The organism is Cycloclasticus zancles 78-ME (assembly GCF_000442595.1).
In the GTDB taxonomy this organism is placed as follows: domain Bacteria; phylum Pseudomonadota; class Gammaproteobacteria; order Methylococcales; family Cycloclasticaceae; genus Cycloclasticus; species Cycloclasticus pugetii.
In genome coordinates, this window is record NC_021917.1 from 1934114 (window position 1) to 1957851 (window position 23738).

A 23738-nucleotide genomic window follows, 5' to 3' on the forward strand; every position below is an offset into this window, starting at 1 on the left:
ACAGTTATATTCAGTCCTTTGCTATTAGCTTTATTAAATCGTCTTCTGATAGTACCGTCACCCCTAGCGACTGGGCTTTTTTCAACTTTGAACCAGCATCCTCCCCGGCAACAACATAATCGGTTTTTTTCGAGACGCTTCCAGTCACTTTTGCACCCAATAATTGCAAGGCTTCTTTCGCTTCAATACGCCCCATCGTCGACAATGTACCGGTCAACACAAAGACTTTACCTGATAAAGCCTGATCATCTTGGGGAACTGCTTCAACATTGGGCCAACTAACCCCTAAGTTTTTCAAGCTCGCTATTACCTCACGGTTATGCGCCAACTCAAAGAAAGCCACGATATGTTGTGCAACAATAGGCCCAACATCAGGCACCTTCTCCAACTCTTCAACAGTGGCACTCTGTATCACATCCAGCTGTCCAAAATAGCTCGATAAGCTTGCCGCAGTCACCTCGCCTACTTCTCGAATACCCAACGCATACAGAAACTTCGGCAGGGTCGTTACCTTGCTTTTTTCAAGTGCCGCGATAATATTACTGGCAGACTTATCGGCCATTCGCTCCAAACTCGACAACTGCTCGTGAGTTAATCGATACAAATCAGCCGGCGTTTTAACTAAATCCTGAGCGACTAATTGCTCAATAATCTTGTCACCCAACCCATCTATATCCATCGCCTTACGTGAGGCAAAATGCTTGATCGACTCTTTCACTTGAGCACGACAAAACAAGCCAGCTGGACAACGTGCGATCGCCTCTCCCTCCGCGCGCTCCACTGTTGACCCGCACACAGGACAAGACATTGGCATTTCAAAAAGCTGCGATGCAGGCTTTCTCTTTTCCAATACAACAGAAACAATTTCTGGAATCACATCGCCGGCACGCCTGACAATCACCGTATCACCCACACGAACATCTTTCCTGCGCATTTCACCTTCGTTATGTAACGTGACATTCGTAACGGTAACCCCACCAACAAAAACAGGTGCCAATCGAGCAACCGGCGTAATGGCTCCTGTTCTACCCACTTGCACATCAATCCCTATTACTTCGGTCATTTTTTCTTGTGCTGGAAATTTACGTGCTATTGCCCAACGCGGCGCTCTTGACACAAAACCAATGGCTTTCTGTAAGGCAAAATCGTTAACTTTATAAACGACCCCGTCAATCTCATAAGGTAATAGCGCTCTTTTTTGCGCCAACACTTGATAGGCTTGGTGACATTGCTGCATGCCCCTTGCCGTCGTCACCTGATCACTCACTGGCAAACCCCATGTAGCCAACAGCTGAAACAGCGCCTGTTGTGTCTGCGGTAGCTCGTAACCCTCTACCACCCCAATACCATAGCTATAAAAAGCCAGTGGACGGGTTGCTGTTATTTTTGAATCTAGCTGCCTCAAACTACCTGCAGCGGCATTTCTTGGATTAGCAAAAGGCTTTTCACCTAACGCCAATGCCTGTTGATTCAGCTGCTGAAAACCAGACAACGGCATAAACACTTCACCCCTGACCTCTAGACTCAATGGTAGATTATCGCCTTTTAAACTGAGTGGAATGGCACCAATAGTTTTAACATTTTCGGTAACGTCTTCGCCTCGTTTACCATCCCCTCTTGTTGCAGCGCGTACTAACACACCGTCCGCATACAACAAAGAAATAGCTAAGCCATCCAATTTCGGCTCGACAAGGTATTCGATGTCTTCAACCCCGTCAGCTCGCTCTCGCACTCGCTTATCAAATGCCTCAAACTCATCATCGTCAAAGGCATTATCTAATGACAGCATCGGCACCGCATGCTCTACCTGCTGAAATGAGTCTAACGGGGCTGAACCGACGCGCTGCGTCGGCGAATCATCACTCATTAGCTCTGGGTTTTCAGCCTCTAATAACTGAAGCTCTCGCAATAAGGCATCGTAATCGGCATCAGGAATTTTTGGTGCGTCGTACTGATAATAATTCTGGTTATGTTGATTTATCTCTTCACGTAGCGTCTGCACACGTCGCTTAACATCGTCATGCATTGTCATAAATTAGAAAGCTGTGACTGAATTTTCATAATGTTATCTGGTCTCAACTCGTTCATTTCAGCATCGACCAACCTCGCCTCTAGGCGCTGACTTAATTCACGCGCCACATTCAACATATTTTCAAACGCTTCACTTGGTTGCGCGACATCACTGACTTGAAAAAATAATATGATCCCTGTTGATTCAAACTCAGTCATATTACCCACAGGAAAAGTGCCTGGCTCTAATATATTTGCCACGTGAAACTGTTGCGCCTCAACACCATCATGTCGCTGGTAATAATGAAAAATCCCCATATCACCGAACTCAAGACCTAAGGCTGTAAACGCATCTATCAAAGCTGTACCCAATAACGAGCCGCCACTATGAGGCAAAACAACCAGTTGAATGACCAATGCCTGCTCTGCCACTGGCACATCCTCCACTGGATCAACGGGTGAAGGGTCTGACTCTTGCGCTTCAGGCACGTCCACATGCTCATGAATGGTCGGGGCCTGCTGTTCATCCAATACCGCAGAAAAGGACGGTTCACCACCTATCACCGGATCCACTCGCTCATCAAATGCCGAGTCATCTAGCTCTTCTTGTTGAACGGTCGCTTTCTTTTTTTCTAGCACGTCATAAAAATATATCCCCAACAATATGACCATACCCACTAAGAGCAATATTAACCTTAACGAGTTTTCTTCCATTTTCCATCCTTAAAAATTCGTTTATTTAGCGTTTAACCAGTTGCCATTTTAGCGGCTTCTTCCAAATCAACGGTAACCAATCTCGATACGCCCGGTTCTTTCATGGTGACCCCAGCTAGCTGCTGAGCCATTTCCATCGTTGATTTATTATGTGTAATCAAAATCATTTGAACATTATCTGACATTTCTTTAACCAGTTCAGCAAAACGACCAACATTTGCCTCATCTAATGGCGCATCCACTTCATCTAGCATACAAAAAGGCGATGGGTTTAAATCAAAGATTGAAAAGACTAAGGCCACGGCCGTCAGTGCCTTTTCGCCACCTGACAACAAATGGATTGAGCTATTACGTTTGCCCGGTGGCCTCGCCATTACCGTTACGCCGGTTTCCAACAAATCTTCGCCTGTTTGCTGCAAATACGCATGCCCACCACCAAATAGTTTTGGGAACCGTTTTTCAAAACCTGCATTTACTTTGTCAAACGTTTCTTTAAAAAGCGCTTTGCTTTCTCGGTCAATTTTATCAATCGCTTCTTCCAATATCCTCAACGACTCGGTCAAATCAAGCTGCTGATCATTTAAGTACTGCTTTCTTTCAGACTGTGTTTCATACTCTTCAATTGCCGTCAGGTTGATTAGACCCAAACCATTTATTTTTTCAGCAAGCGCATCCACCTGCTCTTGCCAATGAGTCTCATTTGCATCCTTGGGCATCTCATTCAATGTGTCAGCCAACTCAACGCCCGATGATTCAAGCTGCTCAATTAAGGTTTGTTTTCGCACCAAGATAGCCTGATGTTCTATTTTTGCGGCAGACGTGTTGTCCCTTGCCTGTTGCACTAGTTGCTCAAATTCATGACGCGTTGTTTCCAAGTTTCTAATTGTTTGTTCTGTCGATTCAGCCGTAGTCCTGACTTCTACAAGACGTTTTTCAATAGCAACTCGATTTTTAAGTAGATCAGCCAAAGTCACTTCCTTTTCTTCTATTGGCTCATCGCTCATGGTTAATTGAGCCTGCAATTCCGCCACTTTTTCTTTTGCATGAAGCAAACGCTCGTTAACCCTCTCAGCATTTTGAACAATCAGCGCTTGTGATGAACGTTGCGCTTCGATCTTTAACATCAATGAATGCACTCGTTCACGCGAACTATGCACTTGTTGCTTTATCCTATCTAAGAGGTCTTTTTTAACTGAACGCTCTTTTTGTAATGCAGCACGCTGTGTTTCTATTTGTGCTGATTGACCAATGGCCTGCTCCAATACGCGTTTGCTTTCTGTTAAACGCTCTTGATCGGTCGCTTGGTTCTCAACGAGCTGATTAATATCAACCTCTAGCTCTGCCAGCCTTTGCGTCGCCATCTCCAGTTTTGAACGCTGTTCATTTATCTGCATCCACAACTGCGACACTTGCCTGACTGCATTGCCTTCTTGTTGGCGCAACTCAATACCTTGCTTCTCGAGCTCAGACACCTCGTCTCGCGCCTTTATTAACCAACCTTCTTTATCTAAAACATTAGTCGACACCACGTGCAATTGTTGAGTTAACTCTTTTTTCTCTTTTTCTAGCGCCAAGGCACTATCTTTTTGCGCATTATGCTGAAAATAAATACTATCCACATGCAGCCAAACACACTCTTTAGTGATAACTGATTCATGCTCTTTTAATTCATTCATTAAGACTTTTGCCTGCTCCAGCGTTTCAGCAAAATGAACATTTTTCAGCAAAGCCATTGCGGGTAAATCAGAGGTAATCAGGCTCGCTAACGACGTTTTACAAGGTGATTGTTGAGACTTAACCGTTGTATCAAAGAATGTTAAGCCATCAACTGGGTATTGCATGCCAGCATCAACGACAGCATCCATACCCTCAGTACAAATTGCCTGTAACCTTACCCCCAAGACTGTTTCTATTGCTTTTTCCCAGCCAGTTACCACGTCTATTTTCTCAATTAACTTAGGTGCTTGCGCTAAGCCTAGGCCCTTTAACCACTGCCTTTCCGTTTCATCTGGCTCACCTAAACTAGAGCGCTGCAAAACAGTTATTGATTCAACCCTTGCCGTTAAACGTGACTTTTCAGCACGCAAGTCGGCTAAAAGCTCACTTTCTTGATGAATTAACGACTGCATGCTAGCCATTTTTTCGCGATTCTCTTGCACTGCTGATTGACTCTTTTGTTGCTGAGTTTCAGACAGAGCATGTTGTTTTTCAAGGTCGCTTAAGTCAACACGTTCCAAAGCTTCCTGAAGTGTTTTTTGCTCGTTTGTAAACTTAGATAATTGTTTCGACGCTTGCAAAAGTTGTCTATCAAGCTGAGCTATTTTAGCGTTTTCTACATCAATGCTTCTTTTAGGCTCGGCTACTCGATAAGTAAATTCATCCCATGATTGCTGCCAATCTGCCATTGCTTGTTCTTGATCAGCTAGCGTTTTATTCGCTGTTTCTAACCGTTGCTTTACCTCAACCAGTTCAGCTTCACTTTTCTTAATGGCATCATTTGTTTCTGCCAATTTTCTATCACCTTCGTCTTGCTCTTGTGTCGACAGCGTCAGCAATTTGCTAACATTTTCCAATTCTGACTCATGCTGCTTTTTTAAGCTTTGTTGGTGTTGCAGGGCTTGTTCAACCTTGGCGATCTCTGACCCGGTCGCATAAAACTCCGCCTGAACTTCGCCGAGCTGTTTCTGCTGCAGACTATGCTGCTCACGTTGCTGCTCTATATTTTTTTCCAGCTCTCGCTGTGCGGCTAGCGTCTGCTCCACTTTTAGCTCAAGCAATTTAATGGCTTTAAGCTGCCCCTCATCTTGCTCATCAAGCCGCTGCCAACGTAATGCCAATAACTGCGCTTTAAATTGGCGCTCTTCTGCTTTTAAGAGCTTGTAACGTTCTGCCGTAGTGGCCTGACGCTTTAAATGACGACATTGCTTTTCAATCTCATCACAAAGATCAGCGATACGCTCCAAGTTTTCTCGGGTACGGCGCATTCTATTTTCAGTATCACGACGTCGCTCTTTATATTTCGAGATGCCGGCCGCTTCTTCAAGGAACACACGCAGTTCATCTGGTTTCGCTTCTACCAAGCGTGAAATGGTACCTTGTTCAATAATTGCGTAACTACGTGGCCCGAGACCAGTACCCAGAAATAAATCTGTAATATCCTTACGCCGACAGCGCGTGCCATTTAAAAAGTATACCGATTGCCCTTCCCGATTCACTTGTCGCCGCAAGGATATTTGTTGATAGCCAGCAAATTCACCTGTTATGGTGGCATCGGTATTATCAAAAATAAGTTCGACAAATGCTTGGCCAACCGGTTTACGCGTTGTTGAACCGTTAAAAACCACATCAGCCATTTGGTCACCACGCAGATGCTTTGCTGAACTTTCACCAAGCACCCACCTAACGGCATCAATCACATTTGATTTACCACAACCATTAGGCCCAACAATACCGACCAAATCACTAGAAAAAGGAATGGTCGTTGGATCAACAAATGATTTAAAACCGGATAGTTTTATTTTTTCCAAGCGCATCGAATAACAATACAGGAATGTACTTTTTTCACAAAGAATACTGGTAAATTTAGCCGATAAAAAAGCCGATTAACACCCTTCGCTTTATATTCAATGTAAAATGCGCTTTTAAAGACAACATCCATGATATTTTAATGAGCACACAACCTAATACCGACTTAGAAACCTTTCCTAACCCAAATACTGAGCGTGACTACACGATCCGCATAGACACTCCTGAGTTCACTTGTTTATGCCCAAAAACGGGGCAACCTGATTTTGCAACACTGACGCTTGAGTATGTGCCTAACGAAAGCTGTATCGAACTAAAATCCTTTAAACTTTATATTTGGTCTTACCGAGACAAAGGCGCCTTCCATGAAGCGGTAACCAACTCCATTTTGGCAGACTTGGTTAAAGCCTGTGAGCCACGTTTTATGCGCCTTTCAGCCGAGTTTAATGTACGAGGTGGTGTTTATACCACGGTCGTCGCTGAACATAAGGATAGTAACTGGGAACCTAGCACGCCTGTGCAACTGCCGTAAAAAAACGAACGAACTTTTCTGCATCAAGGCCAGCATTCAGTTTCAATTCATCACTAAGTCTTATCCTTTAACTGCACATTAACAGAACTGCTTTTGCAGTTAAGGATAAGATGATGAAATCACTACATATTATTTCCGCTATTATTTTTTGTTCTTTGTTAACAATAAGCGCGGACACGTTAGCTGACAGAAGACATTCTGATCGCTCAGATCATACCGATCGTAACACTGGCTTTTCAAGCCACCATAACAAGCACTATTCACATAATAAACACCAAAACGGCTACTCGACAAAGCAACATTGGAAGGCAAGAAAACATTCGAATAAGCATTCACAGCATAATTACCGCGACCGCCGTTATTCAAACTATAACAACCACCCTAAGTATTATAATTATAACAGTTACCGGCCAAAGCATTATCACTACAATAATTACCAATCAGGCCATCGGTTTAATAATGCCTTAAACCGTCTTAATTACTACAACCCAGGACTCAACCTGTATTTAAAATTTTAGCCCCTTCCCTTGTGAGGTATATCTCACATACTTAAAAGGCGGCCATTTGGCCGCCTTCTTTTTAGCATTGAAAAAGAACTTTACTTTTTACAATAAAGATTGCAGTAATTTATTTAAGCGGTGTACAAATGTTGCCGGGTCTTCTAACTGACCACCCTCACTCAACAACGCTTGTTCAAATAACAAGTTCGATAAGTCAGCAAAGCGCTCATCATCCGCTTCATCCTTTAGGCGTTGAATAAGCGCATGGTCTGCATTGATTTCGAAGATTGGCAAACTGGTCGGCATGTCCTGGCCTGCCGCTTTCATAATGCGCTCCATGTGTGCGCCCATCTCATGTTCATCTGCAACCAGACAAGCAGGTGAATCGGTTAGCCTTGAACTAACACGCACACCCTTAACCTTACCATCTAACGTGCTTTTGATTTGCTCAAGCACGCTGTTTAGCGATTCATCTTCTTTCTTATCATCGGTCTTTTTATCCGCTTCATCCTTATCTGATGAATCCAGATCAAGATCACCCTTAGCGACTGATTGTAAAGACTTGCCGTCAAACTCTGGCATATGCTGAACTAACCATTCATCAACATGATCGGTCAATAACAGCACCTCAATACCTTTCTTTTTAAACACTTCAAGGTGTGGGCTATTTTTAACAGTTGAGTAGGCACTTCCCGTTAGATAATAAATTTTGTCTTGGCCTTCTTGCATATTTTCAATATAAGAAGCCAGGGTTACGGTTTGTTTACCCTCAGTTTTTGTGGAAGCAAAACGTAATAATTTAGCAATCCGATCTTTATTTTTTACATCTTCGATAGGCCCTTCTTTCAAGACTGCGCCAAATTCTGCCCAGAAGGTATCAAATTTTTCAGGGTGGTTTTTAGACAATCCTTCAATCAACGATAATATTTTTTTAACCGCGCCGGCTTTTAATAGATCAATCTGCTTGCTTTGCTGTAGTAGTTCACGCGAAACGTTAAGCGGCAGGCTGTCTGAATCAATAATACCTTTAACAAAACGCAAGTAACGTGGCATTAATTCGCCACCTTCCATAATAAAAGTACGCTTTACATATAGTTTTACACCACTGGTTGCTTCTCTATCCCACATATCAAATGGTGCTTTTGCAGGCACATACAACAGCAATGTATATTCATTTTTACCTTCTACCTTACTATGTGTATAGGCAAGTGGGTCTTGATAATCGTGAAGTGTTTGTTTGTAAAACTCATGATAGTCTTCTTCGGTTAAATCATTTTTTGCTTTTGTCCATAACGCTTTAGCACTATTAACGGTAATATCGTCTGGCTCATCTTCTTTCTCTTCATCCTTGTTTTCATTTTTCATCACAATCGGAATATCCAAGTGCTCAGAAAACTTATGAATAATGGCCTGTAGACGGTATGACTCTAAAAACTCGTCTTCACCTTCTTTCAAATGCAAAATAACATCGGTGCCTCGTGCCGCTTTTTCTACGGTTTCAATAGTGTATTCACCTTCACCTGATGATTCCCATTGAACGCCCATGCTTTTATCTTCGCCTGCTTTGCGTGTTACCACTGTCACTTTATCAGCTACGATAAAACCAGAGTAAAAGCCGACACCAAACTGGCCAATCATTTGGCTATCTTTGCCTTCATCACCCGTTAATGACTCAAAAAACTTTTTAGTACCTGAATGCGCAATGGTGCCGATGTTTTTCTTTACTTCCTCTACCGTCATACCAATGCCGTTATCGGAAATTGTTAGCGTTCGCGCCTCTTTATCAACTGACAAACGAACTTTCAGCTCACCATCACCTTCATATAATTCTTCATTAGACAGTGCCGAAAAACGTAATTTATCTGCAGCATCTGATGCATTTGAGACTAATTCACGTAAAAAAATCTCTTTGTTGCTATAAAGCGAATGGATCACTAAATCTAATACTTGTTTCGTTTCCGCCTCAAAGCCTAGCGTTTGTTTTTCATTCTTTTCTATTGTTTCACTCATTAAAGTTACCTTTTATCCATCAAGTTTATTTGCAAATCCAGATATGGGGTCTTGCGAAATATTTTTCAAGCCCTCTCACCAAGGCCTTAAAATTTCACAACGCGAAATCAATCAGCAAGCCTATTAACAGCCCAAGCGCTGAGCAAAAACTGGCTTGATTAGCATTGCTTTACATATAAGACTATACTGATAAAAGATAACTATAAAAAAAATATCATGATCAGCTACCTTGTTACTATTCTCTTAACTTTACTGATGTTTGGCATGGGCCTTGGACTCACTATCCAAGATTTTAGCCGAGTTTTTACCATTCCAAAGGCCGCTTTGGCAGGCTTAATAGGGCAATTAATTATGTTGCCACTGCTTGGATTTATATTGTGTTATACATTAAATCTAAGTGGCGCTATAGCCATTGGCATTATGTTATTAACCCTATGCCCTGGTGGTGTGTTATCTAATATGTTTACCCTGATCGCACGAGGCGATTTAGCACTATCTGTCACGATGACCAGCATTTCCAGCCTAATCACCGTCTTTACGTTACCGGTTATTCTTAACCTAAGCATGATCTACTTTAACGATGAAACCATTCAGCTGAGTTTACCTCTTCTGAAAACAGCCAGCCAAATCATGTTGATTACCGTCATTCCTGTCAGCTGCGGCATGTTGGTATTACAATATGCGCCGCGCTTTGCGAAAGCCTCTAAACAATGGGTGCGAAGAGGCTGTGGTGCTTTCTTGCCTTTCCTGATTGTTGGGATTTTTATGCAAAACGGTGGGTCTTGGTTTGAACACTTCGTACAAGTGGGTCTATTAACTATCTGCCTGAATATCCTGTCTATATTACTGGGCTACGGTATCGCTAAATTTGCAAAACTTGAAAGGCCCCAAACCAAAACGCTTTCCATTGAAGTAGGTGCGCAAAATGCAATGCTAGGTGTCACCATTGCTATTAGCCCTTTTTTACTCAACAATGCCGATGTGGCGATGGTCCCTTCTATTTATGGGGTCACCATGGTTATCATTTTATGGCTCTACGCCTTAACGACAAGCAGAGTTGATCGGCTGCAAAAAGCTCACATATAACAGAACATTATCTGACTATTGGCTCGCCCATTCGTCAAATAGCAGACCTAAGTACATGTATTGAAAAGTTTTTACCGTAAGGTTTCATCAGAAGCCTTACACAATAATGTGTTTACAGTATGTTAACCCGACTTAACAAAACCAGATAACACCAATACAACTCGGCTTCATTCAAATAATCACTCATCACCCAGTCAGCACAAAGAAATATCAGTCTTTCTTACTAACAACCTTTTGCCTATTGGCATATAAGCTGCCACCAATAATTAATACCATACCTATTAACTGGTAATCGTGCAGTACTTCGTCCAATAAAATTGACGACAAGACGATTACATAAATTGGAACCATATTAAGGAATAATGACGCACGAGCTGGGCCAATAATCATCACTCCCTTATTCCAAAACAGCAAAGACAGCACCGTAGGACCAATACCTATGAACACAACTGCCATAATAACCTCAGCATTGATAACCGGCTTAATAAGGTAATTGGCTTCATACACCCCCAACGGGATCACAATGAAAGTTGATAATAAAATACCCAAGGCTGTTACTACTAGAGGGGTAACCTTCGCCATTGCCAGTTTCGCCGCAATACTATAAACGGCCCAAATAAAAATGGACCCTAAAATAAATAAGTCACCCTTATTAAATCTCAACGCATAAAGGCTCTCCATGCTCCCTTTACTCAAAATAAATACCAAGCCAATAACCGAAACAAACGCCGCTATCCAATGTTGGCGGCCCAACTTTTCTTTTAAATAAAACGCTGCTGCAAAAGCCACAGCAATCGGCGCTAGCGAATTAATCAAACCCACATTAATGGCCGTTGTATAGCGCAAACCAAAATACACGGTTGCTTGATAGGCAACTGTTCCCGACAATGCAATTAAAAACACCTCTTTCCAGCCGAGTAAGCGGGTCACTCCTTTGAGATGCCCTGCTTGGTGCAGTAAAAACAAAAATATAAAGCTACCAATCAGCATTCTCACGCTCATGATGCTCCATGGACCTAAAAAGTCTTTTAAGTAACTGCCAAAAAAAACATTACCTCCCCATAAAATACTGGCAACATTTAAATACAGTAATGCTTTTATTGTTTCTTTATCCATGACTATCAATTCTTAAGTTGGCTCGACACCTTACACGCTACTTGCCTTATAAGCACTAAACAAATGCACCTAAGCCCTGTAATTTTTTTACCTCTAACGTAGGCTGTCGATAGTTTTAATAACACGATATGCACCAACGAAGGTAGGGATTGCCACGTTATTTTCCTTTGCTGCTTCAATTAAAGGTAAAAACAAAGCATCTACTTCTGTCAATTTGCCATTAATAACATCTTCATGCATTGATGTCCGGATACCCCGACGCAAGGTTTTCATATGCACACCTAAATCAAGGCAAACTTGAACAGCATCCTCAAACGTAGCGTCATCCAATACTTTAAGAAAAGAAAAAGGCGCATAAAAATCCTGTGGAACATATCCCATTGCTTTGTAGGCATCAATTAATTCTTTGGCAATCGTTACATAATGCTCAGCCCCTTCGCGTACTGAAATACCATCAGCGTAATCTAGCGCTGGGTTTGCACTTAACGTACTAGCAGCCCAGGCCGACGCGCCAGATACCTGAACCGCTTTTTCCCATAAAACGTGATTAATATCGTCAACAGATTCTGCTTTTAAATTTGCCCCACTAAAGGCCTCGGCTAATAGCTCGGTTCGCTCTGTAGTGCCGCCATCAAGTTCACCAAAAAAGGCTGTTATTGGCGCGCTGACATGATTATTAACCTTCCCTGGCGCAAGCAAAGTACCCCCTTCAATCGTTGAGCCACCAATCACTTTTTCAACACCAAAACGTTCAATCAACAAAGCCTCTTTACCAACACCATTTTGCATCGTTAACGCACAGTTAACTTGATTAACTAAAACTTCGGCATCATTTAAGGCGGTCCGTGCATCTTTGGCCTTGGTTAATAAAATATAGTAGTCAATAACGCCTTCTACTTGATCCGGCACGGTAACGGCACTTAAATTATCCTTAATTAACATGTCACCTAAGCGCCCAACCATTTGCAGGCCTTTTTGATTGATAGCATCTGCATGTGCTTGCCGACCAATTAATGTTACTTGATGCCCAGATTTAGCTAAATACCCCCCTATTACAGAGCCCAAACCGCCTGCGCCATGTATGCAAATATGCAATTTTTTTTTCATTATATTTAACTCACGCCCAATTCTTTTAATGTTGACTGAATACGCGCCTTTAGTGCAGGCGTGCATTGCTCGATAGGGGGACGAATAGGCCCGGCTTTTAAACCAATCTCTTCAAACCATGCCTTCATACTAGCTAAGGCACTGGCATAGGTGAATGTTTGCACTACATCCCAAATAAACACTTCATTATAAAATTCTCGAATATCGTTTAACTGTGCACTTGTTTGATAAGCTTCTTCCCACTTGCCTGCTGCCGACAAGGCCATATAATCTTTGACGATATGACGTTTTTTGCCATACAAAATATAAGACAGCTCACCAAATACTGTTTGCCCACCCTTTCGCAGGTCATCACAAAAAACAGATTCAAACGGGTCAGCTACAATAAAATCAGGGCGAATGATGCTGCGAATTTTTAACGTTTCCACGCGATTCATAACGCCCTGTTTTGTTCCTACAACAGTCTCCAGGTCTGCCAAACGTTGTAGTAAATCCCAGCCGAGTACTTTGCCGGAAACCGGCGTTCTGTATAGCACAACCGCCAAATCCGAGCTATCGGTGATAAATTTAAACCAATTATAAATTTCATCATCACTTTTGAGTTGAACAACGGGGTTTATCACTTCTACACCGTCATAGCCAAGTACTTCTAGGCGCTTCATCTTTTCAATTGTTTGATAAGCACTGGGGTCCAATAATATTGAAAATAAGGGAATCCGCCCATTAACTGCTTCGGCAACCACCTCATGATAACGGTACCATTCGTCTAGCGTTGCATTCCAGCACTCGGCGATGAAACCACCCACTACTAGACCATCCACACCCATTTCAATAAATGCTTCAATATTTTCACGAATCCCTTCTTCATCAAAAGTAAAGTCATCATTCATTGGTGAAATAGGACACATAAACAAACCCTTAATGTGTTCATTCGCCCACTGTTTCGCTGTTTCTCTGCTGTAATTCATGCTCTTCCCCTGTTTAGTCTTTATTATTTTTTGGGTATCCGGAATTTCTGGTTGATAAAATGCCAAAGATGTAAAGAAGAAAATCTTTCTCAGCGGATTATCTGATTGATCCTCTTCAGCCTACTCTACTGCCAATTTTCTGTTTCCACCTTCGCCTGAGTCTTCATAGCGATGCTGACTAGGGAGGACAGCGAGAGCTGGGCAAGCGTCAAAGCGGTTCTGGTTCATGCGCAATCCGGACACCTGCACAACATTCCTCTTGTAAGAAACCGATCAAATTCTCTAGGTGCCCATACTCGGGTATACAGACAATCGTGCGGCTATGTTTCTCCTGCCGGATCAGCCCTACCTTGGCCATGCGCGCAAGGTGATGTGATAGCGTCGAAGCAGGAATACCCAGCCCCTTCTGGATATCTCCGACCGAAGCCCCATCATGGCCAGCTTTGACCAGAAAGCGGAACACGGACAGTCGGTGACTATTCCCTAGCTCAGCTAAGCTGGCTGCAACCTTTTCGTGATCCATAGCACGCCCCAATAATTCGATGTTTCTAGAATTATAGTTGACAGGTCGGATAAACGCAAGTAGGCTGCGTACATCATTTCGACAATACTAGAAATATAGGAGTAATATTGAATGTCATCTCAACTCCAAGACGCTCTAGGCATGTTCGCCTTTCTCGCTATCGAGCTATCGGTTTTATTCATTGGCATTAGCTTGCTGGTCGGAGTTCTTCAACGTCACATCCCACCATCCAAGGTGGAAGCGTTACTGACTTCCAGTGGGAAGCGAGGCTATTTTCTTGCTGCTGGTTTAGGAGCTATAACGCCCTTCTGTAGTTGCTCGACTATCCCCATGTTGAAAGGGTTGATTCGGGCACGGGCCGGTTTTGGGCCGATGATGGTGTTTCTTTTCTCATCTCCGTTGCTGAATCCTATCGTCGTCGGCCTGCTGGTTGCCACGTTTGGATGGACACTTACTGCTATCTATGTGCTCGCCGCTTTGGTGGTCGCGGTAGGTGCCGGATGGCTGCTTCACACGCTTGGCTTCGAGCGTTATGTGCGCCGGACGGCGACACAAGAGAGCAGTGGATGTAGTTCATCAGCAAGCCCGTGCAGTGCTACATCGACCGCATCGAGTTGCGGCACCAACAGCTGCGACACCACTCCGAAGACGGCTTCTTGCGGGGCTGATAGGAAGACAACAGTCTCTACGTCTAGCGAATGCTGTGACAGTCAACCCACTGTCACGGTTAAGAAAGAAGGGAAGTACAGTGGTGTGTGGCGGGAAGCTTGGTCGGACTTTATCGATGTGTTGCCTTACCTGCTCATCGGTATTGCGATTGGCAGCGTGATCTATGGTTTCATGCCCACTGACTTATTGGAGCAGTATGCAGGCCCAGATAATCCCTTTGCCATTCCAGTTGCCGCTGTCATCGGCGTGCCGTTGTATATTCGCGCTGAAGCCGTCATACCTCTGGCAGCGGCTCTGATGGCCAAAGGCGTGGGTGCCGGGACGGTGCTAGCGTTGATCATCGGCAGTGCCGGAGCCAGCCTGACTGAGCTCATTCTGTTGCGCTCTTTGTTCACGCTGAAGCTTTTAGCGGCGTTTTTAGCAGTCATTTTTGCTATGGCGATGATTGCCGGTTACGCCACCTACCTGTTTTTCTGATCAAGGCGGGAGATGATTAATTCGTTAAGCCTTCCTGGGTACCAGTTGGTGGATTCTGATGAGCAGAATGAAGACATACATTTTCGGCTTGAAGCACCTACACCAGTAGCCTGCGAGGGGTGCGGCGTGCAGGGTGAGTTCGTGCGGTTCGGCAAGCGTGACGTTCCCTATCGTGATCTGCCCATCCACGGCAAGCGGGTCACTCTCTGGGTGGTCCGCCGCCGATACACCTGCCGGGCCTGCAAGACAACATTCAGGCCCCAGCTACCGGAGATGGTGGACGGATTCCGTATGACACTGCGGCTGCATGAGTACGTGGAGAAGGAATCCTTCAACCACCCCTACACCTTTGTGGCGGCACAGACCGGCCTGGACGAGAAGACGGTGCGCGACATCTTCAACGCCCGCGCCGAGTTCCTGGGGCGCTGGCACCGCTTCGAGACGCCCCGCATCCTGGGCATTGACGAGCTATACCTGAACAAGCGCTACCGCTGCATTCTGACCAACATTGAGGAGCGAACCCTGCTCGACCTGCTGGCCACCCGCCGCCAGGACGTGGTGACCAACTACCTGATGAAGCTGAAAGACCGGCAGAAGGTCGAGATCGTCAGCATGGACATGTGGAACCCCTACCGGGCAGCGGTCAAGGCTGTGCTGCCCCAGGCCCGTATCGTGGTCGATAAGTTCCATGTGGTGCGCATGGCCAACGATGCCCTAGAGAGAGTGCGCAAGGGCCTCAGAAAGGAGCTGAAACCGTCCCAGAGCCGGACTCTCAAGGGAGACCGGAAAATCCTGCTGAAACGCGCTCACGAAGTCTCAGACCGGGAGCGCCTCATCATGGAGACCTGGACAGGCGCGTTCCCGCAACTGCTGGCCGCCTACGAGCACAAGGAGCGCTTCTACGGCATCTGGGACGCCACCACACGGCTCCAGGCAGAAGCCGCCCTGGACGAGTGGATAGCCACCATCCCGAAGGGCCAAAAGGAAGTCTGGAGCGATCTGGTCAGGGCAGTGGGAAACTGGCGCGAAGAGACCATGACCTACTTCGAGACGGACATGCCCGTCACCAACGCTTACACGGAGTCCATCAACCGACTGGCCAAGGACAAGAACCGTGAAGGGCGCGGTTACTCCTTCGAGGTGATGCGGGCACGAATGCTCTACACCACGAAGCACAAGAAGAAGGCACCGACTGCGAAGGTCTCTCCTTTCTACAAGAAAACCATCGGTTACGGACTGCCGGACTTCGCAGAGGAACTCAACTACGGAGTCGATCTATCAACCATCTGATAATGGTATCAGGTTGGTGGGGTAAAGGTGCCCCATCAACCATTAAATCCGTATACCCTATTTTTTTAGCACTTCACAATGACATCTACCACTGTTTTTATTACTGCTTCACCATTACTCCTTTATTTGATATTTGCAAGGTGTTCTAACATCATAACCCCAGCTCATATTTAATCAATCAGCTTGACACTCCCTTACTGCAAGATTGAGCATTAAGCCATGGCCTACCCTTAAATATTTGCAGTAGTAAGAATTAAAAACGCGATGCTAATAATATTTGCTTTAAGCTTTTAATCCTTTAAATTTATATTACTATGATCTTCTGTCTTATAAAGCCGCTATAAAATCATGCACATTGAAAATAGAAAGCTTTTCAAACAACACGCGTTTATCAACGGGCAATGGGTAGATAGTACTGACCACCAAAGGCTTGCTGTTTATAACCCAGCAAATAATGAGCTTATAGGCCATGTCCCTTTGCTTACTGCAAAACAAACTCAAGACGCTATTTTATGCGCTCAATCTGCATGGGAAAAATGGCAAAAACGCCCCGCCAAAGACCGCTCTAGTATTCTAAGAAAATGGTTTGAATTAATTATCGACAATCAAGAAGACCTTGCTACCATAATGACAACAGAGCAAGGCAAGCCTATCAACGAAGCACGTGGAGAAATATTATACGGAGCTAGTTTTGTTGAGTGGTTTGCTGAAGAAGCAAAACGAGTATACGGCGACACCATTCCCGCCCCCAGTAATGATAAAAGAATCATCGTCATCAAGCAGGCTATTGGCGTTGTTGCAGCGATCACACCTTGGAATTTCCCAAATGCGATGATCACACGTAAATGCGCACCGGCTCTAGCAGCTGGTTGCCCCGTTATCATTAAACCAGCATCGGAAACGCCCTTTTCTGCACTCGCGCTGGCTGAATTAGCCGATCAAGCTGGAATACCACCTGGCGTGTTCAATGTCGTCACCGGACAAGCCAGCACCATCGGTGAAGAACTAACATCAAGCCCCATCGTACGTAAACTCTCATTCACGGGCTCTACAGAGGTTGGCAAAACCTTAATGCGCCAATGCGCAGATACGATCAAAAAAATAAGCCTTGAATTAGGTGGAAATGCACCCTTTATTGTCTTTGATGATGCCGACCTAGATGCCGCTATTGAAGGCGTGATGGCCAGTAAATTTAGGAACACAGGGCAAACCTGTATCTGTGCAAATCGAATATTTGTTCAAGACAGTATATATGATGAATTTGCCGAAAAGCTAACCGCAACAGTACGTCAACTCACTGTTGCAAATGGTATTGAGCCGACCGCAGAGCAAGGACCTCTGATTAACACCGCAGCACTTGATAAAGTTAAAGAACACGTTGATAACGCCGTTCAATTAGGCGCTTCTGTGCTAACCGGTGGAGCGTCGCATGAATTAGGCGGGCTCTTTTTTCAACCCACCGTATTAAGCAATGTCTCTCCGGCGATGAAAATCACTCATGAAGAAACATTTGGCCCCGTTGCCCCGCTCTATCGCTTTACAACAGACCAGCAAGCCATTGAGCTTGCTAACGATACACCTTTTGGCTTAGCCGCTTATTTTTACTCACAAAACATTAAGCGTGTGTGGCAAGTTGCTGAATCGCTTGAAGTAGGTATTATTGGCATCAATGCGGGCATTATTTCATCAGAAGTCGCGCCATTTGGAGGCGTTAAAGAGTCTGGTATTGGCCGCGAAGGCTCTAAATATGGTATCGATGAGTTTGTAGAAATCAAGTATTTATGCCTAGGCAACATGTAAACAATTCGGGGCCAAGGTTAAAGTATTAATGTCGCTTTTACTCAGTCACCCATTATTGAAACTGCGATTAAATACAAGGATATTGTTCCAAGCTTAAGCTTTTTATCCCTCCTTCGCTTCGCACCACGCCCCTAGCGTATTAACCCATGCAGGGTGATCATTAAGACACGGAATTAACTGTAACTCGCCCCCCCCTGCTTCCTTAAACACCTCGTCTGCACGAATGGCTATTTCTTCGAGTGTTTCTAAACAGTCTGTGACAAAAGCGGGACAAATCACCAATACTTTTTTAACGCCTGATTGGGCCAGTTCGCGCAAGCGGTCCTCTGTATTAGGCGCTAACCATTTAGCGCGGCCAAGCCGAGACTGGAAACTAACCGAGTATTTTTCGGGTGCTATTTGCGCCTGTTCTACAAAACATTGCGTGGTGCGCATCACTTGGTGGCGATAACAGGTTTTATGCGCTTCGCTTGGGCGTTGGCAACAGTCTGCACTTTGCAGGCAATGTTGGCCCGTTGGGTCACGTTTTGTAATATGCGATTCGGGTAGGCCGTGATAACTAAAAACGATGTGATCGTAGGCTTGCTCTAAATAAGGCTGGGCGCTGTTTACTAAGGCATTAATATAGTCAGGTTGGTCATAAAACGGTGCAACAACGTTAAGCTTGATGTTTAGATCGTGTTCTTTAATAACCCGCTCGGCTTCTTCAATAGAGGTGGTGACGGTACTATCGGCAAAATGTGGATACAGTGGGATGTACAGGACTTCTTCTATACCGGCTTGTTGACTGAGCGCTAATAATTCCGTCTCAATACTGGGCTTGCCATAGCGCATGGCCATTGCAACAGGCATATCTAATTGAGATTGCAATGCGTTTTTAAGCCGCTCTGATAAAACAATCAACGGCGAACCTTCATCCATCCAGACACTTTTATAAGCTTCAGCAGAAGCTTTTGGCCGCGTTGGCAATACAAACAGGCTAACAATCATTCGGCGCAATAACCACGGTAACTGAATAACGTGGGGGTCCATTAGAAATTGATTTAAATAGCGCCGAACTGAGGCTGTATCGGTATTGTCTGGTGATCCTAAGTTAGCCAATAATACTGCTTTGTTTGTCATTATGTCGTCCGCTGTTAGTGTTTGGTTTGTAAAATATCTGTTAACGCTGTTTGTAAATCAGAATAAGCAAAGTTAAAACCCATTGCATGAGCTTTCTCGGGAATGGCTCGTTGCCCTGTTAATAATAAGCCAGACATTTCACCTAATACGCCTTTAAGTAACCAAGCAGGGATTGGAATAAACGCATAACGATGTAGGGTCTGCGCTAAGGTTTTGGTAAGTTCATCGTTACGTACTGGGTTAGTAGAGCACGCATTAAATGGCCCTTGGGCTTGCTCGTTATCAGCAAGGAACGCCAGCAAGCGTACCATATCGTTAATATGCACCCAAGGCATGTATTGTTGACCAGAGCCGAGCTTTCCCCCAAGGCCTAATTTGAAGGGCAACAGCATTTTATGTAAAAAGCCACCCGTTGATGCTAACACTAAGCCGGTTCGTATAGTGCACACGCGTACACCAAATTCTTTGGCGCGCAGTGCTTGTTGCTCCCATGCCTCACACAATTGGTGGGTGTATTCATCCACAAAATCACTGTGCTCTGTTATTACCGTGTCTTTGCCATTGCCATACCAGCCGATGGCCGAACCACTGATTAAACAGTCTGGCGCGGTTTTGCGCTGGGCGATCCAGTCAACAAGCTGTTGTGTTAGCTCAATTCGGCTTGCTTCCAGCAAGGCTTTGCGTTTTTTTGTCCATGGCTTATCGGCAATGGGTTCGCCTGCTAAATTGAAAACCCAATCAATCGGTGTCTCATTACTAATATCGCTTAACGACTGAATACCTTTAACCTGTTGGCCGCATTTAGCGGGCACTGTGTCGGGCTGGCGACTAAGCACGGTGACCTGATGCTGCCGGCTTAGCAATAATTTACACAAAGCCGAGCCAATTAAGCCTGTACCACCAGTTATAAGAACATGTTTCATAGAAATGACCTTTAATTGATGGCTTTATAATGGCATATATTTGTACAAAATAACATTCTTGTACAACTTTTTATAAGCTGCTATTCTTGCTTACAGTTTATAAGGGATATTAACAATGAAAATAAAAGTAGGAATTAGCAGTTGCTTACTGGGTAATGAGGTGCGTTTTGACGGCGGTCATAAGCACTCTCGTCTTTGTACCGATAGTCTCTCTCGCTATTTTGAGTTTGTACCTGAATGCCCTGAAGTGGCCAGCGGCATGTCTATTCCTAGAAAACCCATCCGCCTTATTGGCGAGGTGCAGGCGCCTAAGGTGGTGGCTGTTCACGATAATAGCGTAGATTACACCGATCAGCTGAAGACATATAGTGAACATAAAGCGCAACAGCTAGATGAATTATGCGGTTATGTATTTATGCAAAAGTCACCTAGTTGTGGGGTGTTTCGGGTCAAAGTCTATCAAGAAGGTGGTTATCCTGCGGCTGAACCCGGTCGTGGGGTTTATGCTAAAGCCGTTATGGAGGCTAAGCCATTATTACCCGTTGAAGAGTCTGGCCGATTAGAAGATGCGGTGCTCAGGGAAAGCTTTATCACGCGGGTTTATGCTTATCACAATTGGCAACAACTAAAGAAACAAGGGCTTAGTTATCAAGGCATTCTTGAATTTCACGCGAGTTATAAGTATTGCTTAATGGCGCGTACCCCCACGCATTATGTTGAGCTTGGTCGATTATTGGCCGATGCGGGTAAGCACGATATTGATGACTTGGCTGAGCACTATTTTAGTTTGTTAATGGAAAATTTAAGCGTTCTTGCCACCCGTAAAACGCATACCAATGTGTTAATGCACTTACAGGGTTATTTGAAAAAAGTGTTATCCGCTAAAGAGAAACTAGAGCTAGGTAACCTTATCGAACAATACCGTACTAATCAGGTGCCGCTAATTGTGCCCATTACCTTGCTGAAGCATCATTTTAACAACCACCCCGACCCCTACATTGAAAAACAGGCATATTTGCAACCTTACCCAGACGATTTGAGTTTACGTAATGCTATCTGAAAAAACTTATACGATTGGTGATGTTAGCCAACAAACCGGGGTGGCCTCGGTCACCTTGCGCGCATGGGAGCGGCGTTATGGCTTAATTAAGCCACAAAGAACAGCGAAGGGCCATCGTGTGTATAACCAAGGCAATATTCAGGATATTCAACACATATTGTCGTGGCTAAACCGTGGTGTAGCGATCAGCAAGGTGGCTACTTTGCTTGCCAGCGGTAAGTCATATGCTGCGGCTGATCCGGTTGCTGAACAATGGTTAGTGGAGCAAAATAAATTGTTGTCGAGCATCACAGAGCTTAACAAGCATGGTGTAAACCAGATGCTGGACCGATTAAACAAATCTGTGCCGTTTACTACACTCTGTGAATACGTCTACCACCCTTTGCAGGTAACATTAGTCCAGCGCTGGCAACTGCAACCACTGGGCTATCAGCTGGAACAACAGCTATGGCAACAAAGTTGGCAACGGCAAATGCTAATAATGACCTTGCGTACAGAAAAACAAAAACCACAAGGACATTGCTATCTAGCAAGCCTAGACCTTGATGGGACATCATTGGGTTATTATTTGCTGCATAGCCTGCTTTTGCAAAGCGGCCTTCGTGTTAATGCCTTTGGTAAAGTTGAGGATTTAGCGGGTTTAACACGCTTACATAATAATGCTGAATGGCCATTAATAGTATATGCAGATCAACGCCTAGAGCAAACAGCATTTAAGCCGTTAGCTAAACTTGGCACACTGTGGAAAGACGATATTATCTGCCTTGGCTTGGCGTCGGATATTCACCATGAGCAATTAACTAGCCTAGGTATTGCCTGTGTAGGCGGCCATAGCAGTAACGCTTGGCAATCCGCTGCGATGAAAACTTGGCTAGAAAAAACAAAACGCTAATGTCGGCACAGCATGAATTAGTTTGGTTTCGTAATGATTTGCGCACCATTGATAACCCTGCGCTTTACCATGCTTGCCAATCGACACAGCCGGTTATTGCAATATATATTGCCACACCACAACAATGGCATCAGCATGATGATGCTGCGGTAAAACTGGACTTTTGGCACCGCAATCTCGTTCAACTTGAAAAAGAGTTAGCTGAGCTAAATATTGAATTGCACTTTTTTCAGCATGATAACTACCAGCAAATTCCTGATTTAATCGCCACTATTTGTCAGCAGTGGGCTGTAAATCAAGTGCACGTTAACGCGGAGCTGGCCGTTAACGAAAGTCAAAGAGATGCAAACGTTATTGAACGATGCCAAGACATTGGCGTGGCCTATCAAGAGCATCACGACCAATTGCTGCTTCCACCAGCAAGTATACGGACTAAAACCGGCACGCCGTATAAAGTATTTACAGCGTTTTCAACACAAGCTCGGCAGCGGCTTGCGACCCCGCCTAGCCTCTACCCTGTACCTAATCCTTGCAAAAAAATAAGCGACAACGCAACGAAGAGGTTGAGTGGACAGTGTCAGTTTGCAGACATACACTGGCCAACGGTTTCAAAAAAAATACAAACCTTTTGGCCTGCCGGTCAACAGGAAGCCTTAACTCGATTGACTGAATTTTGTCAGCAGCCTATTCAACACTACAAAACCGATAGGGATACGCCATCGTTAGCTGGCACCAGCCGACTTTCGCCGTATCTAGCCAGTGGAATACTCTCCGCTGCACAATGTTGGCACGCAACCTTGCATTGTGAAATGAGTGATGGCGTACATATTTGGCAAAACGAATTGCTGTGGCGTGAATTTTATAAACACACCCTGATTGATTTTCCGCAAGTGTCTAAACATAAGCCCTTGAAGCTGCAAACAGAACAGATTGAATGGCGACATGATGAAGAGCAATTAGTAGCATGGCAGGATGGTAAAACCGGCATTCCTATTGTTGATGCGGCCATGCGGCAGCTATTAACAAGGGGATGGATGCATAACCGTTTGCGGATGATAGTGGCTATGTTTTTAACGAAACACTTATTGATAGACTGGCGCTTAGGTGAGCGTTGGTTTATGCAACATTTAATTGATGGTGATCTGTCGGCAAACAATGGGGGCTGGCAATGGTGTGCCTCAACAGGCTCTGATTCAGTGCCTTACTTTAGAATTTTTAATCCGGTCACTCAATCACAACGGTTTGATCCAAAGGGTATCTTTATTCGCCACTACCTGCCTGAGCTGGCACACTTATCAGATAAAGACATTCATTTACCCAGCGCCAAGAATAGACCGGAGAATTACCCTAGCCCGATTGTTGATTTAAAGCGGGGTCGCTTAAGAGCGCTGTCTGCTTTTAAAGGTGTATAGTC

The 23738-nt window shown here is 44.5% G+C and carries 18 protein-coding genes; 8 read left to right on the forward strand and 10 right to left on the reverse strand.

What is annotated here, in order from left to right:
* Window positions 1-10: 10 nt before the first annotated feature.
* Genes ligA through smc form a run of 3 tightly spaced genes read right to left on the reverse strand, consistent with a single transcriptional unit; the run spans window position 11 to window position 6257 of the window.
* Window positions 11-2032 (reverse strand): NAD-dependent DNA ligase LigA, encoded by a 2022-nt coding sequence (gene ligA, locus CYCME_RS09305; protein WP_020932850.1) that lies wholly within the window; start codon window positions 2030-2032, stop codon window positions 11-13.
* A complete protein-coding gene (locus tag CYCME_RS09310; protein WP_020932851.1) occupies window positions 2029-2724 on the reverse strand; it encodes a cell division protein ZipA C-terminal FtsZ-binding domain-containing protein in 696 nt (231 codons plus the stop codon). Before CYCME_RS09310 ends, ligA begins: the two co-directional genes overlap by 4 nt.
* 32 nt (window positions 2725-2756) lie before the next feature.
* Window positions 2757-6257, reverse strand: a complete 3501-nt coding sequence (gene smc, locus CYCME_RS09315; RefSeq protein WP_020932852.1) for a chromosome segregation protein SMC — start codon at window positions 6255-6257, stop codon at window positions 2757-2759.
* A 134-nt stretch (window positions 6258-6391) separates the two neighbouring features.
* Between smc and queF the strand changes: the two genes are divergently transcribed.
* The gene (queF, locus tag CYCME_RS09320) at window positions 6392-6781 is read left to right on the forward strand and encodes a preQ(1) synthase (protein WP_016389693.1); all 390 of its coding nucleotides are present in this window, start codon (window positions 6392-6394) and stop codon (window positions 6779-6781) included.
* 605 nt (window positions 6782-7386) lie between these two features.
* Here queF and htpG read toward each other — a convergent pair.
* Window positions 7387-9291: a molecular chaperone HtpG gene (htpG, locus tag CYCME_RS09330; protein ID WP_020932853.1), complete on the reverse strand. Its 1905-nt coding sequence runs from the start codon at window positions 9289-9291 to the stop codon at window positions 7387-7389.
* Window positions 9292-9507: 216 nt separating this feature from the next.
* Here htpG and CYCME_RS09335 point away from each other — a divergent pair, with 216 nt between their 5' ends.
* Window positions 9508-10377: a bile acid:sodium symporter family protein gene (locus tag CYCME_RS09335; RefSeq protein WP_015005484.1), complete on the forward strand. Its 870-nt coding sequence runs from the start codon at window positions 9508-9510 to the stop codon at window positions 10375-10377.
* Window positions 10378-10587: 210 nt separating this feature from the next.
* Here CYCME_RS09335 and CYCME_RS09340 read toward each other — a convergent pair whose 3' ends face one another.
* The 4 genes from CYCME_RS09340 to CYCME_RS09355 form a co-directional block, all read right to left on the reverse strand.
* Complete coding sequence (locus CYCME_RS09340) at window positions 10588-11493, reverse strand: DMT family transporter (protein WP_015005483.1); 906 nt, start codon at window positions 11491-11493, stop codon at window positions 10588-10590.
* 93 nt (window positions 11494-11586) lie between these two features.
* A complete protein-coding gene (locus CYCME_RS09345; RefSeq protein ID WP_020932854.1) occupies window positions 11587-12600 on the reverse strand; it encodes a ketopantoate reductase family protein in 1014 nt (337 codons plus the stop codon).
* Between the two features lie 5 nt (window positions 12601-12605).
* Entirely contained in the window at window positions 12606-13568 is a 963-nt protein-coding gene (locus CYCME_RS09350) for a dihydrodipicolinate synthase family protein (protein ID WP_016389700.1), read from the reverse strand.
* 208 nt (window positions 13569-13776) lie between these two features.
* Window positions 13777-14091: an ArsR/SmtB family transcription factor gene (locus tag CYCME_RS09355; protein WP_000349485.1), complete on the reverse strand. Its 315-nt coding sequence runs from the start codon at window positions 14089-14091 to the stop codon at window positions 13777-13779.
* Between the two features lie 111 nt (window positions 14092-14202).
* Between CYCME_RS09355 and CYCME_RS09360 the strand changes: the two genes are divergently transcribed.
* From CYCME_RS09360 to CYCME_RS09370, 3 genes are all read left to right on the forward strand, one after another.
* Entirely contained in the window at window positions 14203-15237 is a 1035-nt protein-coding gene (locus CYCME_RS09360) for a permease (protein WP_000098298.1), read from the forward strand.
* A 12-nt stretch (window positions 15238-15249) separates the two neighbouring features.
* Window positions 15250-16527, forward strand: a complete 1278-nt coding sequence (locus CYCME_RS09365) for an ISL3 family transposase (RefSeq protein WP_000610830.1) — start codon at window positions 15250-15252, stop codon at window positions 16525-16527.
* Window positions 16528-16875: 348 nt separating this feature from the next.
* A complete protein-coding gene (locus tag CYCME_RS09370) occupies window positions 16876-18327 on the forward strand; it encodes an NAD-dependent succinate-semialdehyde dehydrogenase (RefSeq protein WP_020932856.1) in 1452 nt (483 codons plus the stop codon).
* Between the two features lie 102 nt (window positions 18328-18429).
* Here the strand turns inward: CYCME_RS09370 and hemH are convergent, their stop codons facing one another.
* Complete coding sequence (gene hemH / locus CYCME_RS09375) at window positions 18430-19449, reverse strand: ferrochelatase (RefSeq protein WP_020932857.1); 1020 nt, start codon at window positions 19447-19449, stop codon at window positions 18430-18432.
* A gap of 14 nt (window positions 19450-19463) precedes the next feature.
* Window positions 19464-20372 carry a TIGR01777 family oxidoreductase gene (locus tag CYCME_RS09380; protein WP_020932858.1) on the reverse strand — a complete coding sequence of 303 codons (909 nt, stop codon included), beginning with the start codon at window positions 20370-20372 and terminating at the stop codon, window positions 19464-19466.
* A 115-nt stretch (window positions 20373-20487) separates the two neighbouring features.
* On the opposite strand from CYCME_RS09380, the gene CYCME_RS09385 reads away from it, so the two are divergent.
* From CYCME_RS09385 to phrB, 3 genes are read left to right on the forward strand one after another with little or no spacing between them, the layout of a single operon-like run.
* Window positions 20488-21432, forward strand: coding sequence for a YbgA family protein (locus tag CYCME_RS09385; protein ID WP_020932859.1), 945 nt, complete (start codon window positions 20488-20490; stop codon window positions 21430-21432).
* Window positions 21422-22324 (forward strand): MerR family transcriptional regulator, encoded by a 903-nt coding sequence (locus CYCME_RS09390; protein ID WP_020932860.1) that lies wholly within the window; start codon window positions 21422-21424, stop codon window positions 22322-22324. The genes CYCME_RS09385 and CYCME_RS09390 overlap by 11 nt, the downstream gene beginning before the upstream one ends.
* Window positions 22276-23736 carry a deoxyribodipyrimidine photo-lyase gene (gene phrB / locus CYCME_RS09395; protein WP_223253181.1) on the forward strand — a complete coding sequence of 487 codons (1461 nt, stop codon included), beginning with the start codon at window positions 22276-22278 and terminating at the stop codon, window positions 23734-23736. The genes CYCME_RS09390 and phrB overlap by 49 nt, the downstream gene beginning before the upstream one ends.
* Window positions 23737-23738 lie beyond the last annotated feature (2 nt).

What these genes read in the sequence shown, in the direction of transcription:
- ligA (WP_020932850.1), bottom strand. Translation starts at nt 2,032, where the DNA reads ATGACAATGCATGACGATGTTAAGCGACGTGTGCAGACGCTACGTGAA.
- CYCME_RS09310 (WP_020932851.1), bottom strand. Translation starts at nt 2,724, where the DNA reads ATGGAAGAAAACTCGTTAAGGTTAATATTGCTCTTAGTGGGTATGGTC.
- smc (WP_020932852.1), bottom strand. Translation starts at nt 6,257, where the DNA reads ATGCGCTTGGAAAAAATAAAACTATCCGGTTTTAAATCATTTGTTGAT.
- queF (WP_016389693.1), top strand. Translation starts at nt 6,392, where the DNA reads ATGAGCACACAACCTAATACCGACTTAGAAACCTTTCCTAACCCAAAT.
- htpG (WP_020932853.1), bottom strand. Translation starts at nt 9,291, where the DNA reads ATGAGTGAAACAATAGAAAAGAATGAAAAACAAACGCTAGGCTTTGAG.
- CYCME_RS09335 (WP_015005484.1), top strand. Translation starts at nt 9,508, where the DNA reads ATGATCAGCTACCTTGTTACTATTCTCTTAACTTTACTGATGTTTGGC.
- CYCME_RS09340 (WP_015005483.1), bottom strand. Translation starts at nt 11,493, where the DNA reads ATGGATAAAGAAACAATAAAAGCATTACTGTATTTAAATGTTGCCAGT.
- CYCME_RS09345 (WP_020932854.1), bottom strand. Translation starts at nt 12,600, where the DNA reads ATGAAAAAAAAATTGCATATTTGCATACATGGCGCAGGCGGTTTGGGC.
- CYCME_RS09350 (WP_016389700.1), bottom strand. Translation starts at nt 13,568, where the DNA reads ATGAATTACAGCAGAGAAACAGCGAAACAGTGGGCGAATGAACACATT.
- CYCME_RS09355 (WP_000349485.1), bottom strand. Translation starts at nt 14,091, where the DNA reads ATGGATCACGAAAAGGTTGCAGCCAGCTTAGCTGAGCTAGGGAATAGT.
- CYCME_RS09360 (WP_000098298.1), top strand. Translation starts at nt 14,203, where the DNA reads ATGTCATCTCAACTCCAAGACGCTCTAGGCATGTTCGCCTTTCTCGCT.
- CYCME_RS09365 (WP_000610830.1), top strand. Translation starts at nt 15,250, where the DNA reads ATGATTAATTCGTTAAGCCTTCCTGGGTACCAGTTGGTGGATTCTGAT.
- CYCME_RS09370 (WP_020932856.1), top strand. Translation starts at nt 16,876, where the DNA reads ATGCACATTGAAAATAGAAAGCTTTTCAAACAACACGCGTTTATCAAC.
- hemH (WP_020932857.1), bottom strand. Translation starts at nt 19,449, where the DNA reads ATGACAAACAAAGCAGTATTATTGGCTAACTTAGGATCACCAGACAAT.
- CYCME_RS09380 (WP_020932858.1), bottom strand. Translation starts at nt 20,372, where the DNA reads ATGAAACATGTTCTTATAACTGGTGGTACAGGCTTAATTGGCTCGGCT.
- CYCME_RS09385 (WP_020932859.1), top strand. Translation starts at nt 20,488, where the DNA reads ATGAAAATAAAAGTAGGAATTAGCAGTTGCTTACTGGGTAATGAGGTG.
- CYCME_RS09390 (WP_020932860.1), top strand. Translation starts at nt 21,422, where the DNA reads ATGCTATCTGAAAAAACTTATACGATTGGTGATGTTAGCCAACAAACC.